Source organism: Enterococcus quebecensis (assembly GCF_001730365.1).
GTDB lineage: Bacteria > Bacillota > Bacilli > Lactobacillales > Enterococcaceae > Enterococcus_L > Enterococcus_L quebecensis.
Window position 1 is genome coordinate 150,329 of sequence record NZ_MIKB01000013.1, and the last position, 14,167, is coordinate 164,495.

A 14,167-nucleotide genomic window follows, 5' to 3' on the forward strand; every position below is an offset into this window, starting at 1 on the left:
CTGTTTGAATATAACGTATTCAATTATTATTGAAATTTCCATTTTGTTTGGTCATAACCGCTAGCTTCACCCAACGTAATGTAACTCAATATACCCCCACCCCAGAAAAAAGTATTCAGAGGAACGCCATTATGGAATATATAAAAATAACCATCACTTCGTTTGTTGATTACAAATGGCGTTGCGTTGCTCTTCTTATCTAAGTAAATATACCCTCTAGAACTAAAATTCCAGTAATCGTAGCCTTTTGTATAAGGATTAGCAGATCTTATAGTATAGATGTTCAATCCTTTATGCTCTAAATAAACACCATCACTACTTGTACCTAGAACAGCGTATTCCCAATTCCCAGTCTCAAGGGTTCCTCTAAAATTTCCTTTAAAATATCCATCCATTGTATAAGCACTCATTTTTACTTTACTTCCAGTTGGAGGAGATGCTTCAGCATTTTCTCCAAAGTATAATGCAACAGCTAGTAAGCTGCATAACAGTGCTAAAACACCTATTCTTTTTTTTACTTTCATTTTTTACCTTCCTTCTTTCTCTTTGTGAAGTTCGTTACAATTTAATTATAAATTATTTTTTCATAAACAGAAGTTCATAATTGTTCTTTTTAAACAAAAAAAAGAGCTTTTTGTCTGTATTATATTCATTAAAATAAAAATTATCTTTCTTTAAACATAAAAAGCGAATGTCATTATAGACATTCGCTCATTTATTGACCTTTTATAATAATTCTTTTCTCAATTCTTCATCCGTACGGTCAGATAAATACTTAGGTGCAATATCCAAAACTGTATACGCGCCAAATTGTTTTTCCTTAGCCAAACGGACACAAGCTCTAGCATAAGCCACTAACACGCTTGCCGTAAATTCTGGATTACTTTCCAATTGTAACTTATATTCAATCACTTGTTTCGTATTTTCATGGGTTGTACCAGTATGAAGAACTGTTCCACCATGAGGCATTGCTTTATGGTTTTGATTTAACTCAGCTTGAGAAATAAAGTGAACTTCCGTGTCATAATCAGCAAAATAATTTGGCATAGAAATGATTTCTTCACGAATTCTCTGTGAATCTCTCTCGTCTTCTAGAACAACAAAACATTCTCTAAAATGCTTATCACGAGTCGTCAACTGTAGTGTTTCACCTGCTTTGAGTTTCTCAATCACTTCATTGTTTGGAATCGTGTATTGAACTGCATCTACCACACCATCAATTCGTCTTAAGGCATCCGAATGCCCTTGGCTAACGCCTTTCCCCCAAAAGGTGTTGGTCTCACCATCCGGTAAAATACTTTGTGCATACAACCGATTCAAGCTAAACAACCCAGGGTCCCATCCCGTTGAGATAATTGAGGTCGTTTGGTTTTCCTTAGCCACTTGATCCACTTTAGCAAAATGCTCTGGAATTTTGGCATGCGTATCGAAACTATCTATTGTATTAAATAAATGCGTCCATTCTGGCGTTTGCGTTGGTAAATCTGTCGCTGATCCGCCACATAAAATACAAACATCGATCTCATTTTTTTTAGACTTAAGTTGATCCATTGTGAATGCTTGTCCACCTTCTGTTTCAACTGTTTCTGGTGCTCTTCTTGTAAAGATACCTACTAACACCATATCTTGATTTTGTTTGATAGCACGCTCAACGCCCCGACCTAGGTTCCCATACCCGATAATTGCTACTTTTATCATACTTACATTCCTCCACTTCTATGTCTCAAATTATACCAAATGGAAAAGTCATTTGACAATTGGAAGTTACATAAGCAGACCATTTTGTAAAAATTCTTCTTTTGGTTTAACGATTACTATCTTGATCATCTTTAAAAACGTTTAACATTGAGAAATTTCCATGAATAGCCATTTTTTGAAGTAACGCATATGAAAGATTTACCCAAGCAAAACTTAATAAAAACCCTCCAAGCACATCACTAGGATAATGAACTCTTAAATAAATTCGACCTAAACCAATCAACGCTACATAAACAACTAAGCCTATTTTTACATATTGATATTTTTTTGGATCAGTTGAATAAATTGTTTGAATCACTAACATTATTGAACATGCTAGACACATTGCTAATAAAGAATGACCGCTAGGGAAACTATAGGAAGTCTTTTCAGCCAGTTGCTCTACATTCGGCCTTGTCCGTGCAACAGATTGTTTCAGTATGAAACCTAAGGCACTAACAACCAAAACATTACTACTCATCCAAAATGCTAACACCTTATAATTCTTTCGCCAAAGTGCAAAAGAAATAATCAAACTCAGAATAAAAACCGGAACGATCGTAGCTGTTTTGGCAAATAGGTTCACCAAAGCAGTGATCACCTCACTAGGTTTCCAACTAAACTGATAAATAAACGAATCGAACTGAATAAACCACGAAGCATTAGTAACAACTAAAAAAGTAAGTATTGAAAAAAGCAGGATACTTAAAATAGCAGGGGTGAATTTTTTTTCTTTCAATGTAGACATCCTTTCATTCCTAATTCATTATACTTGTGAAGGCGAAGATGTCATTTCATCATCTCAACAGAAAAAAGCCAAACCGTTTTTTCCTAAGACGTTTGACTTCCAATCAATCTCATCGTCTGAGTTTTAGCACTATACAACGTAAAGAACATTTCTTAGCTATTTTATGAAAAGCCTTAATTCGACAATTCCTGTTTTACACATTGGCGTCTTTCGACGTTTCTGCGCAATAGCTTATGTTTGTATAGGAGCCTCACCTAACAAGTTTATTTATTTTTATAAATCGTACCCTTTGATCATTTTTTTTTCAAGTTTTTTTATTTCTCTTTATTCTTTCTTAAATTAAAAGAAAAAAGGGACTCGTCAAAAAACTTTTGATGAGCCCCTCTTTTTAATGTATTTCCTAATTTACGTTGATGCCTATTTTAATCCTCTACTTCTTCAAACTGTGAATTGTAAAGTGATGCATAATAACCACCTTCAGCAAGTAATTCTTCATGTGTTCCTTGTTCTTTAATATCGCCATCTTGCATATAAAGAATTTTATCAGCATCTTTAATTGTTGATAAACGATGTGCGATAACAAATGACGTACGCCCAGCCATTAAATTATTCATGGCTCCTTGAATCAATCCTTCTGTTCGTGTATCAACAGATGATGTTGCTTCATCAAGGATCAAGATTGGTTTATCAGCTAAAATCGCACGAGCAATTGTTAGTAATTGTTTTTGACCTTGAGAAATATTGGAAGATTCTTCATTTAATTCCATATTATAGCCACCAGGTAATGTTTGGATAAAGTGATGAACGTGAGCAGCTTTCGCAGCTTCGTATACTTCTTCATCCGTTGCATCTAAACGACCATAACGAAGGTTCTCCATGATGGTTCCTTTAAACAACCAAGTTTCTTGTAAAACCATTCCAATATTTTTACGAAGATCTGCACGGTTAAAGTCTTTAATATTGTGACCATCTATTTTAATAGCGCCAGAAGTAACATCATAAAAACGCATCAATAATTTAACCATGGTTGTTTTACCCGCTCCAGTTGGTCCAACGATCGCTACTGTTTGGCCAGGATCAACATGTGAACTGAAATCATTGATAATGATTTTATCTGGTGTATAACCAAAACGAACATGTTCAAAGTCTACCATACCTTTTGCTTTATCAATTTTAACTGGATTTTCAACAGTTTGTTCTTCTTCATCCTCACCAAGAAATTCAAAGACACGTTCCGCTGCGGCTGCCATTGATTGAAGTAAATTAGATACTTGAGCTAATTGAGCAATAGGTTGCGTTAAGTTACGAACATATTGGATAAATGCTTGAATATCCCCAACTGTGATCGAACCATTGTAAGCCATGATTCCACCAAAGATAGCAACGGCTACATAACCTAAATTTCCAACAAAGTTCATAATCGGCTGCATCAAACCAGAAAGAAATTGTGATTTCCACGCTGATTTAAATAAAACATCGTTTTGTTCTTTAAATTCTTTCAAAGCGTTGTCTTCATCGTTAAATAAACGTACGATGTTATATCCACCGATTGTTTCTTCTACTTTACCGTTAATCACTCCAAGGTATTCTTGTTGTGTTTTAAAATATTTTTGTGAGTTTTTGACAACAATCATAATTAAAATCATTGAAATCGGTACGATCAAAATTGCAATACCTGTCATCTGTACTGATATTGATAGCATCATTACAATAACTCCAATGATGGTGAAAGTCGATGTAATCAACTGTGTAATCGATTGGTTTAATGATTGACCAAGCGTATCAACGTCGTTAGTGATCCTTGATAATACTTCACCTGTTGTGCGACTTTCAAAATAGTTCATCGGCATACGGTTGATTTTTTCTGATATTTCTTTCCGCATACGATAGGTGATTTTTTGAGAAATTGTCGACATAATCCACCCTTGCATAATCCCAAAAAGAGACGCTACAAGGTAAAGCCCTAGCATAAATAGTAGGATGCCGCCAATTTTTTCAAAATCAATACCACCTGTGCCTTGATATTTTTTGATTAAACCATTAAATAATTCTGTAATGGCTTTTGATAAGATTTTTGGTCCCCAAATATTAAAAATAGTTGAGACAATTGCAAAGATTACTACAAAGAAAACAGGGATTTTATATGCACCAAGATAGGATAATAATTTTTTCAATGTTCCTTTGAAATCTTTGGCTTTTTCTACTGGAGCAATGTGTCCAGGTCCGCCGCCACGACCGCCGCGAGGGCGATTTTGTTTTTGTTCTGACATTCTATTCGCTCCTCCCTACTCAGCTTCTTCTATGCCTAATTCATCATTGCTTAATTGTGACTGAGCAATTTCTTGATAGACTTTTGATGATTGCATCAATTCTTCGTGTGTTCCATGTCCCACTACACGACCTTCATTTAATACGATAATGTTATCAGCATGAAGAATCGTAGAGATTTTTTGGGCTACAATGATTTGTGTCGCACCTTTGATATTTTCAGATAAAGCTTTACGCAAAGCAACGTCTGTTTTGTTATCAAGAGCTGAGAAGGAATCATCGAAAATTAATATTTTAGGATTTTTAGCTAACGCACGAGCAATGGATAGACGTTGTTTTTGTCCACCAGAGACATTCGTACCGCCTTGAGAAATTTCTCTGTCGTAGCCTTTTTCGTTTGAATCAATAAACTCTTCTGCTTGAGCAATTTTAGCCGCTTTTTTCATTTGTTCATCTGAGATATCTGCATCACCAAATTTAATATTGGAAGCAATATCCCCTGAGAATAAAATTCCTTTTTGCGGTACAAATCCAATAATTTCATGTAATTTATGCAAACTCATTTCACGAATATCGATACCGTCAATGGTAATACGTCCACCGGTTACATCAAAAAGACGTGGAATCAAGTTGACGATCGTTGATTTCCCTGAACCAGTTGAACCAATTAAAGCTGTTGTTTGCCCTGGTTTAGCCACAAAGTTAATATGATGCAGCACATCCTCATCAGCATCGCTGTACCGGAATTCTACTGCTTCAAATTTCACTTCACCTTTAAAGTCATGATCATCTTTGGGTTGTTCTGGATCTTTGATTGTTGGAACTGTTTCAAGAACCTCTTCTACCCGACCAGCGGCAACGTTGGCACGAGGTAAGATAATTGAAACCATTGACAACATCATAAAGGCCATAACAATCATCATTGTGTATGTGATAAAGGCCATCATATCCCCAACTTGAAGTTGACCATTGTTCATATTATGTCCCCCGACCCAAACGATCAAGACAGAGATACCATTCATCATCAACATCATAATTGGCATCATAATAGACATCGCACGGTTAACAAATAATTGAGTTTTCATTAAATTGGTATTGGCTGTATCAAAACGTTTTTCTTCAAATTTTTCACGAGAAAACGCACGGATAACTGGTAGACCGGTAATTATTTCACGAGAAACCAAATTCACTCTATCAACCAAGTTTTGCAATGCTTTAAATTTAGGCATTGTTGTTAACAGTAATGTCATAACTAAAACTAAAACAGCGGCAACAGCAACGCCAACAATCCATCCCATGCCGGTTCCAGTTTTATAAACATTGTAAATTCCACCTATACCTAAAATTGGTGCATATAAAACGATACGCATAATCATAACGATACCCATTTGCATTTGCTGAATATCATTGGTATTACGAGTAATCAATGAAGCGGGTGAGAATTTTTCCATTTCTGTGTTTGAAAATTGCAGTGTGCGTTCATATTGTCCCACACGTAAATTTCTTGCCACAGATGCAGCAACTAATGAAGCAATTAACCCAACAATGATTGCAGCAACAGCTGAAACAAGGGTTAAGAGGATCATTTTTGTTCCTGTTTTTACCATATAGTCTGTTTGAATTTGTTGTGTATTCATATCAAGTGCTTTGTATTCAGCCAGTGTTAATTGAATTCCCACTGTTTTCATCGAATCAGCACCTAGGTCGCCTAAACTCTCTTTGGTTGCTTTACGAGCAGCTTCTACTTTAGCTGGCATCGCTTCAGTTTTTGTTTTGATTTCATCAGCTAAAGTTTTAGCTTCCTCACCTTTTGCTTGGGCTTGTTGAGCTAACGTTTGGGCTTCTGTACCTTTTTTAGTAGCAGTAGCAATATCCGTTGCAGAGGCAGCCGCTTCACCAGAGGCCTTTGCTTGTTCACCTAAAGCTGTTGCTTCTTCGCCAAGTTGTTTCGCTTTGGCAGCATCTGCTCCAATCGTTTTATAGTCTTCAATAATTGATTTTGCTTCACTTCCACTCGATGAATCTTTTGATTGAGATGATGCTAGCATCATCATTGGTAGATTAAAAATATCTGCTAGTTTAGCTTCTGTCATATCACCTTGAAGGTTCAATTTGTACACTTCAACATCTTTTCCATCAATCTTTTCTGTTGCTTGTTTATAGTTATCTTCAACTATTTTTTTCTCATCATCGGTCATGAACATTTCAATTCCTTGAAGAGTTGTTTTTCTGATTTTTTCAGGAGTGGAGTATTCAAGCCCTCCTTGTTGAATACCGACATCGACAATACCTGATGTCAAGTTTGGTAAGCTTAAATCACTATTTGCCTGTACGACTAAGAGCACAAGAACTGCGATGACCGCATACCAGTATTTGCCGAGATATTTGAAAATCTTCACTATTGGTCACCTTCCTCTTTAAGGGATATTTTTTGGGAGTAGTCTACGAATTTAGCAGTCAGGTCGATAAACTGTTTGGTGTCTTTTTCTCCCATGTGTTTAAAAATTTGAACAATCTTATCGCGCATTTCTTTCTTTTGAAGCTTCGCTGCTTTCTTTCCACATTCAGTTAAAGTAACATTAATGCGGCGACGATCATTCGGATCCATCGTACGTTCGATTTGACCTTTTTTTTCTAAACTACCTAAAACGACTGCAATGCGAGCACTAGATAAATTAAGGGATTCTGCGAGATGCTTTGGGCTGGTTGGTTCACCATAGCGATAAAGAAACTTGATGACAATGCTTTCACCTTGATTGCTCTTTTCTAATCTACTGAATGCGCTATGCCGATTTTGAACCATTAGACGCATAAGCTCTTGTTCGGCCTCTTCTGCAAATGACATATGACTCCTCCTTTGTTCAAAATAATTGCTTCCACCATTAATAGCTAATAGTGTTAGTAATTAATACTGTTTGATATTAACGCAAATAGCATTTATTGTCAATAAAGTTAGTTTAAAATTATTGATGAATACGTTTTTATTTAAAAATAAGAAAAAAGTGTTGTGATTTTATTTAAAAGAAATTAATTTTCCGAGAGACGACCTGAGCTTGGACACAGTGTCTAACTAAATAATTACAGTCATTCTTCCTATAGATTTCAGCATTGATATAGAAACAATATCATACCATTTACAGTTTAATTGAGAGTATTCATACAAAGTGTTTAACTCTTTATCCTCAACAGACTCTCTCTTCTAACTTTCAAACTCACCTAAAAAAGACAAGTGAAAATCTTTTTAACGATTTTCGCTTGTCTTTTTTATTTTTTGATAGTGTCCCAAACTCATCCATTTTAATCATTATTTATATATTTATTTTGTGACATCCCAATCATAAACCCATGTCTGCCAACCATTTGCAGCTTCTGAGTATACCAATAAAGTATTCCCAATTCGCGTCTTAACTAAAAATGAACGAGTCGTTTTATTATCAATATTGATTGCATCTCCATTTACCCAATGAGTTGCTGATGCTTTGAGTTTGACGTAGTCGCCTCGTTTGAATTGATTGTTCGGTGCTTTTTCTGCTTCTGAAACTTTTATCCAACCATGTATTGTCCCATCTTCTTGCGATTGGATACGAATCGTATTATCGGCATTTCTTTGTAAAACATTGTATACGCTGTTGTATTCATTCAACTTAATCGTTACATTTGAGCTGATTCCTTTGTAATTTTTCCATTTTGTTGCATTTTGACCAAATGTTACTTTCTCATTTGCTTGAATATTGTTTGGATTACCATACGATGGGGTTTTACTCACTTTAAATTTGCTTACTAAAATACAATCCCAATCATAAGTCCAAACTTCCCATCCACCTGCTGAATCAGCGTATAAAAGTAATTGGTTTCCTTTGCGTGCTTTTACATGGAATGTCCGAGTCGTTTTATTATCAATATTGATTGCATTTCCATTTACCCAATGTGTTGCTTGAGGACGAAGTTTTACAACATCGTTTCTCTCAATACTATTATTAGGTGCCCGCTGAATATCTCGTTCATAGACATTACTTCCCCACGAGTCATCCATCATACGAATATAAATCGTACCATCATCATTTAAACGATTTACTCGGAAATTACGCACCATGCTGAAAAATCCTATTTTTGTACCACCAACCCAGTTTGTTGCGATATTTGTAAAAGTCACGATCTCTCCTACCTTAAATTCAGTTGAGGGTGTGGGTTTTGGTTTTTCATTTGCCTTTAAAGTATTGTACCAGTAGCGCGCTTGTGTTTGCCTAATAGGTTGATTGCTATCTAGAGGCCTTTCATAGAATTTAATGAAGATCTCTGCTAAGGCTTCTGGTGATTGTGTACTTTGAGTAAATTGTTTAAACGACATTGTTGGATGATAAAATTGTTGTCCATTAGCTACCTCCCACTCCAAACGTTTACATTGACTAATAACATCTTGATACACTAAACCATTTTGCTGTGCCCAGTGAATATATTTTGTTGCAGGTGTCCATTGTACTAAGCCGTAGCCACCAGTCATGTTTCCGATGTTGTCAGACTCCCAGCGGTCAGCAATAATACCACTTTCTGACTGCATATTTCCTAAAACTCCTGCAACTGCTTCTCTAGTCCAACCTTGATTTGTTAAATAGTTCCAAATCTGTTGAGCTGTTTGTTGTTGTGTCATTATAATCCCTTCTTTCTTCTATTTAATATCTGTTTTCACGTTACTACTTAGTAACATCCCAATCATAAACCCATGTCTGCCAACCATTTGCAGCTTCTGAGTATACCAATAAAGTATTCCCAATTCGCGTCTTAACTAAAAATGAACGAGTCGTTTTATTATCAATATTGATTGCATCTCCATTTACCCAATGAGTTGCTGATGCTTTGAGTTTGACGTAGTCGCCTCGTTTGAATTGATTGTTCGGTGCTTTTTCTGCTTCTGAAACTTTTATCCAACCATGTATTGTCCCATCTTCTTGCGATTGGATACGAATCGTATTATCGGCATTTCTTTGTAAAACATTGTATACGCTGTTGTATTCATTCAACTTAATCGTTACATTTGAGCTGATTCCTTTGTAATTTTTCCATTTTGTTGCATTTTGACCAAATGTTACTTTCTCATTTGCTTGAATATTGTTTGGATTACCATACGATGGGGTTTTACTCACTTTAAATTTGCTTACTAAAATACAATCCCAATCATAAGTCCAAACTTCCCATCCACCTGCTGAATCAGCGTATAAAAGTAATTGGTTTTCTTTGCGTGCTTTTACATGGAATGTCCGAGTTGTTTTATTATCAATATTGATTGCATTTCCATTTACCCAATGTGTTGCTTGGGGACGAAGTTTTACAACATCGTTTCTCTCAATACTATTATTAGGTGCCCGCTGAATATCTCGTTCATAGACATTACTTCCCCACGAATCATCCATCATACGAATATAAATCGTACCATCATCATTTAAACGATTTACTCGGAAATTCCGCATCATGCTGAAAAATCCTATTTTTGCACCACCAACCCAATTTGTTGCAATATTTGTAAAAGTCACAATTTCACCTACCTTAAACTTAGTGGAAGGCGTTGGTTTTGGGGTAGAAATCGCAGGTCTATAAACCGTAATTGGTGGTTGGCTGTTGGCATTCCAGATATTATTATGAGGATTTGTTGTGATACCGTTATAACCAAAATTACAGTGAATAATATTAGCTTTGCTATCAACAAAAATACCAGTATGTCCATACTCTCCACCAGATGCTCCCCTAGTGCCCCAAATAAAAACATCTCCTCTTTGCACTTCAAAAACACCATTTGTCATTTCAATTTGTTTCCAATTGTTCCGTTCTAAATCACCAAATAAAGTGTCTGTATTTCCCATACTTCCATCAGGTAAAAAACCACTTGCTCTCAATGAAAAATAAACTGCTGAACTACAATCATAGCTATTTGGTCCAAGTCGATTGATCATGCTATACGTAACTTTACCTTCTCTGTCTTTCATCCACTTAATCATTGTTTCAATATTTCCCATTAGTAGTTCCTCCTACTTAAAATTAAATTAACGGCGCCATTAACTTAATTTTATTTTATCAGGATTTTAGAATGAAAAACCGTCCATTTACACCCATATATCTTTCATAAAGAAAATAATATTTTTTTAGATATTTAATCATCGCTTTTATTCTTTTGTTACTTTTCAATGTTTAAAAGACCTCATTGATCCAAATACAGTGTTCATTTTAGAATAATGAAGGAAAGTTCCCTTTTTTTCCTGAGAATTCCACTATTTTTTATCCTTAGTTAATTCATTACTACCTAAAAACCAAAAAAGCTCCTTCTATTTTTTCCATTTGAGTTGACTAGCTAGAAAAATAGACGGAGCTTTTTATGACTATTTAAAAAACATCACTTTCTTAACAAATAATTTAGCAAAACGTTTTTTAGCGTATACTAAAATGTACTTTTATTATAAAGTTGAAATCCGTGTAATAGATTTACCATTACGATTCCTTTCAAAATGCATTTGCCTTTACGCTTACATGAATAAACTTGACTCAATTTTACCCACTCATTTTAGCGTATAACATTTTCTTTACAGTTAAAAACAAGAATATTAATGCTAATCCAATGATTAGAAGTAGCAATCTTATTTTTTCTCCTGTAGATGGCAAAGTTTGAATGGACTTATCTTTAATGACCGTTAACACTGTATCACTTTTATTTCTACTCAATGTTCTTGTTCACTGGAATACTAACTTCTGCTTCTTCAAGAATTTCTTCTCCATAAACAGTATATTCCATTACAAATAGTCCAAAAAGAACATAGGTAACAATTAACTATGATTTTTTAAACAATAAAAAAGCTTGTAACGTTATTGTTTAACGCTACTATGTACTTAAAATAAAAAATACCTTCTACTTTTTCTATTTGATTTAACAAACAAATAGAAATCGTAGAAGGAATTTTTTTAACTAATCCATCGAAATAACGTTTTTTAACCTTTAATTTGATTAAACAGTCGGTACAGTTTTAACCTTTTTTCTGTCAATAAAAACATCATATGAGTTAGGAGCTAGTTTAATTATTAAAACAGATTCACCTGGTTTTACATAATAGGTATGAGCATTATCAATAACCATTAAGTTCCCACGAGGATTCGTTCTGCTCCATCGTTCAGACGTACCAAATCCAAGAGTATAATTAGAGCTGTCTTCGCTATTCCTCCATTTACTCATCGACACCTTGATTCCTTCAATCCAATTAGTTAAATTGTAAGCCTTAACATCAATTTTATCTTTCCCACTAGCCTCTGGGAAAAACTGTCCATAACCAGAATCATCAACAGTAATATAGTTACCAGCTTGATTTCTTTCAAAACGGTCTTTATCTTTATTCACAGTGGTTGCAAGTTGGTTCTTCCATGGCCTCGGCCCAAAAGATCCTCGATAAACTTTTCCCTTATCATCCAAAACTAATAATCCTTGATTAGTAGTTGAAAAATAGACATCAAAATTTATATATCCTTGTAATCGATCTTGAAAAGCAACAAGAGCCCCGCGAGAATCTGTCCGTCTCCAATGCTCTGGACGCATACCTTGAAATGAGTAAACATCAAATGATGCAGATCTCTCCCCCCATGAATTAACAGAAACATGTGCGGGTCTATATATCTCCAAATTCAACACTGTCACATCAGCTTCTGATTTGGAAGAAAATCCCAGTAAACATATTCCAGAAAAAACAATCGTAGACATAAGTTTTATTAACACATTTTTTTTCAACAAAAGTCCCCACTTTCACATTCTTATTTATTATTAACTCCATTTATCCATTCATTTTAGCGTATAACATTTTCTTTACAGTTAAAAATAAGAATATTAATGCTAATCCAACGATTAGAAGTAGCAAACTTATTTTTTCTCCTGTAGATGGCAAAGTTTGAATGGACTTATCTTTAATGACCGTTGACACTGTATCACTTTTATTTTCCTCATTATTTGGTTCATTGACTGCTTGTTCTTCACTTTTATTTCTACTCAATGTTCCATTCACTGGAATACTAACTTCTGCTTCTTCAAGAATTTCTTCTCCATAAACAGTATATTCCATTCCAAATAGTCCCAAAAGAACACAGGTAACAATGATTGGTAAAAAAATGATATCTCTTTTTTTCATACTACTATTTAACTGAGTTTCCATCTTTGCCTAAGACTTCAAACTTCAAAGTCATCGCATAAGAAACCGTTTGTCTAGCAGGTTCATCACCTTCAGCACCTTTGTCAGATTCTATTTTTTCCGGTGTCACTTTACCTGTATACTGGAATTTATATTCTGAGCCTTCTTTTTTTCCAGAAAGAATTGGAGATTCCAATTTGCTCATCAATTTGTTCATTTCACCAGTTGGGACACCATCAGCTGCAATAAGATCAAATGGTTTCTCGCCTTCTTTGTTATTTTTGGGTTGTAGACTTAATTTATCAATAGCTTTTGCTGCCTTCGCATTCTGAGGAAGAGTAAAACTTGCTAAATTAACATTTATTGGACGAGCTGATAAATTGGAAACACGGTACTCGCCTGAAGTGATTGCTTTTTCATTTTTTGAGTCTGAATGAAACAATACGGTTGTCGGTATTTCAACTCTAAGCCATCTTTCATCGCCCTCTGGGATATTTTCTTCGGGATCTGTATTATCCATTTTACCTAATGTACCTTTAACTGGGATCTCAACTCCCTTATTAGGATCATATTGTTGCCCTTCTGAATTGTCAATAATCTGATGTTCCGATGCAAAAACTACTTGACTCGTTCCTAAAATGATTCCGCCTAAGAATAATGATGCTAGTACTTTTTTCTTCATATTAATATCTCTCCTAAAAGTTTTTTTATTTATCTTTAACAGCCATTGGCTACTAAATTCATTTATTAACAGTAATTTCGATCACTGCTTGGGTTGTTCCTCTTTTTTCTTTGAGCTTACTATCATATATATCTACCTGAGCTGTTGCTTTGTATGTCCCAGCCTCTAAAGGTTTATCTAATTTAGCTTTTGTTACTTCATAACCAGGCTGAATCATTCCAGATTCATATACGAGCGATTTGTCTTTATCCAATATCACTCTTACGTTGATCGGATATGCATTAACAGGCTCATTTTTTATATAAATATTTCCTTCTGAAGTTTTTTGATCAAAGGTAGCTTCTGGAAATATTGTCAAAGTGAACTGTGTTTCGTCTACTTTCTTTTGTTGATAATCCTTCAATTCTTTATTCGTCATTTTTTTCGCATCTTTTATATCTGGATAATCTCCAGCAATTAATTCTTTCGGATTTTTTTGAGAATTGTACCAATAATAAGCTCCAGCAGTTCCCAGAACCAAAAGAAGTAATAACAAAAGGATCATCCATTTTTTCTTTATTTTTGTTTCTATCTTCATTA

At 34.8% G+C, this 14,167-nt stretch carries 13 protein-coding genes and 1 riboswitch; all 13 genes read right to left on the minus strand.

Features of this window, described 5'->3' with window-relative positions:
* Positions 1–26: 26 nt before the first annotated feature.
* The 13 genes from BCR23_RS06985 to BCR23_RS07040 all read right to left on the minus strand — a co-directional run bounded on the left by BCR23_RS06985 (position 27) and on the right by BCR23_RS07040 (position 14,165).
* Positions 27–524, minus strand: coding sequence for a hypothetical protein (locus tag BCR23_RS06985; RefSeq protein WP_069634773.1), 498 nt, complete (start codon positions 522–524; stop codon positions 27–29).
* Positions 525–726: 202 nt separating this feature from the next.
* Positions 727–1,698: a diaminopimelate dehydrogenase gene (locus tag BCR23_RS06990; protein WP_069634774.1), complete on the minus strand. Its 972-nt coding sequence runs from the start codon at positions 1,696–1,698 to the stop codon at positions 727–729.
* A 106-nt stretch (positions 1,699–1,804) separates the two neighbouring features.
* Complete coding sequence (locus BCR23_RS06995; protein WP_240482533.1) at positions 1,805–2,476, minus strand: phosphatase PAP2 family protein; 672 nt, start codon at positions 2,474–2,476, stop codon at positions 1,805–1,807.
* A 110-nt stretch (positions 2,477–2,586) separates the two neighbouring features.
* Positions 2,587–2,754: riboswitch (M-box (ykoK) riboswitch) on the minus strand.
* A gap of 153 nt (positions 2,755–2,907) precedes the next feature.
* Entirely contained in the window at positions 2,908–4,755 is a 1,848-nt protein-coding gene (locus tag BCR23_RS07000; protein WP_069634776.1) for an ABC transporter ATP-binding protein, read from the minus strand.
* 15 nt (positions 4,756–4,770) lie between these two features.
* Positions 4,771–7,152, minus strand: coding sequence for an ABC transporter ATP-binding protein (locus BCR23_RS07005; RefSeq protein WP_069634777.1), 2,382 nt, complete (start codon positions 7,150–7,152; stop codon positions 4,771–4,773).
* Positions 7,152–7,598, minus strand: a complete 447-nt coding sequence (locus tag BCR23_RS07010) for a MarR family winged helix-turn-helix transcriptional regulator (RefSeq protein ID WP_069634778.1) — start codon at positions 7,596–7,598, stop codon at positions 7,152–7,154. The genes BCR23_RS07005 and BCR23_RS07010 overlap by 1 nt, the downstream gene beginning before the upstream one ends.
* Before the next feature lie 471 nt (positions 7,599–8,069).
* The gene (locus BCR23_RS14730; RefSeq protein ID WP_167352159.1) at positions 8,070–9,401 is read right to left on the minus strand and encodes a phage tail tip lysozyme; all 1,332 of its coding nucleotides are present in this window, start codon (positions 9,399–9,401) and stop codon (positions 8,070–8,072) included.
* Positions 9,402–9,444: 43 nt separating this feature from the next.
* Entirely contained in the window at positions 9,445–10,761 is a 1,317-nt protein-coding gene (locus tag BCR23_RS07020) for a peptidoglycan amidohydrolase family protein (protein ID WP_069634779.1), read from the minus strand.
* A gap of 529 nt (positions 10,762–11,290) precedes the next feature.
* Positions 11,291–11,437 carry an LPXTG cell wall anchor domain-containing protein gene (locus BCR23_RS15000; protein ID WP_420809724.1) on the minus strand — a complete coding sequence of 49 codons (147 nt, stop codon included), beginning with the start codon at positions 11,435–11,437 and terminating at the stop codon, positions 11,291–11,293.
* 304 nt (positions 11,438–11,741) lie between these two features.
* Complete coding sequence (locus BCR23_RS07025; protein WP_071870091.1) at positions 11,742–12,512, minus strand: hypothetical protein; 771 nt, start codon at positions 12,510–12,512, stop codon at positions 11,742–11,744.
* A gap of 43 nt (positions 12,513–12,555) precedes the next feature.
* A complete protein-coding gene (locus BCR23_RS07030; RefSeq protein ID WP_069634781.1) occupies positions 12,556–12,930 on the minus strand; it encodes an LPXTG cell wall anchor domain-containing protein in 375 nt (124 codons plus the stop codon).
* On the minus strand, positions 12,911–13,588 hold the full coding sequence (locus BCR23_RS07035; protein WP_069634782.1) for a hypothetical protein: 678 nt from the start codon (positions 13,586–13,588) through the stop codon (positions 12,911–12,913). The genes BCR23_RS07030 and BCR23_RS07035 overlap by 20 nt, the downstream gene beginning before the upstream one ends.
* Positions 13,589–13,646: 58 nt before the next feature.
* Positions 13,647–14,165, minus strand: a complete 519-nt coding sequence (locus tag BCR23_RS07040; RefSeq protein WP_069634783.1) for a hypothetical protein — start codon at positions 14,163–14,165, stop codon at positions 13,647–13,649.
* Between the last annotated feature and the right edge of the window lie 2 nt (positions 14,166–14,167).

Coding starts and splice junctions, on each gene's coding strand:
- BCR23_RS07010 (WP_069634778.1), bottom strand. CDS start 7,598: ATGTCATTTGCAGAAGAGGCCGAACAAGAGCTTATGCGTCTAATGGTT.
- BCR23_RS07000 (WP_069634776.1), bottom strand. CDS start 4,755: ATGTCAGAACAAAAACAAAATCGCCCTCGCGGCGGTCGTGGCGGCGGA.
- BCR23_RS06990 (WP_069634774.1), bottom strand. CDS start 1,698: ATGATAAAAGTAGCAATTATCGGGTATGGGAACCTAGGTCGGGGCGTT.
- BCR23_RS07040 (WP_069634783.1), bottom strand. CDS start 14,165: ATGAAGATAGAAACAAAAATAAAGAAAAAATGGATGATCCTTTTGTTA.
- BCR23_RS07020 (WP_069634779.1), bottom strand. CDS start 10,761: ATGGGAAATATTGAAACAATGATTAAGTGGATGAAAGACAGAGAAGGT.
- BCR23_RS06985 (WP_069634773.1), bottom strand. CDS start 524: ATGAAAGTAAAAAAAAGAATAGGTGTTTTAGCACTGTTATGCAGCTTA.
- BCR23_RS07035 (WP_069634782.1), bottom strand. CDS start 13,588: ATGAAGAAAAAAGTACTAGCATCATTATTCTTAGGCGGAATCATTTTA.
- BCR23_RS14730 (WP_167352159.1), bottom strand. CDS start 9,401: ATGACACAACAACAAACAGCTCAACAGATTTGGAACTATTTAACAAAT.
- BCR23_RS07030 (WP_069634781.1), bottom strand. CDS start 12,930: ATGGAAACTCAGTTAAATAGTAGTATGAAAAAAAGAGATATCATTTTT.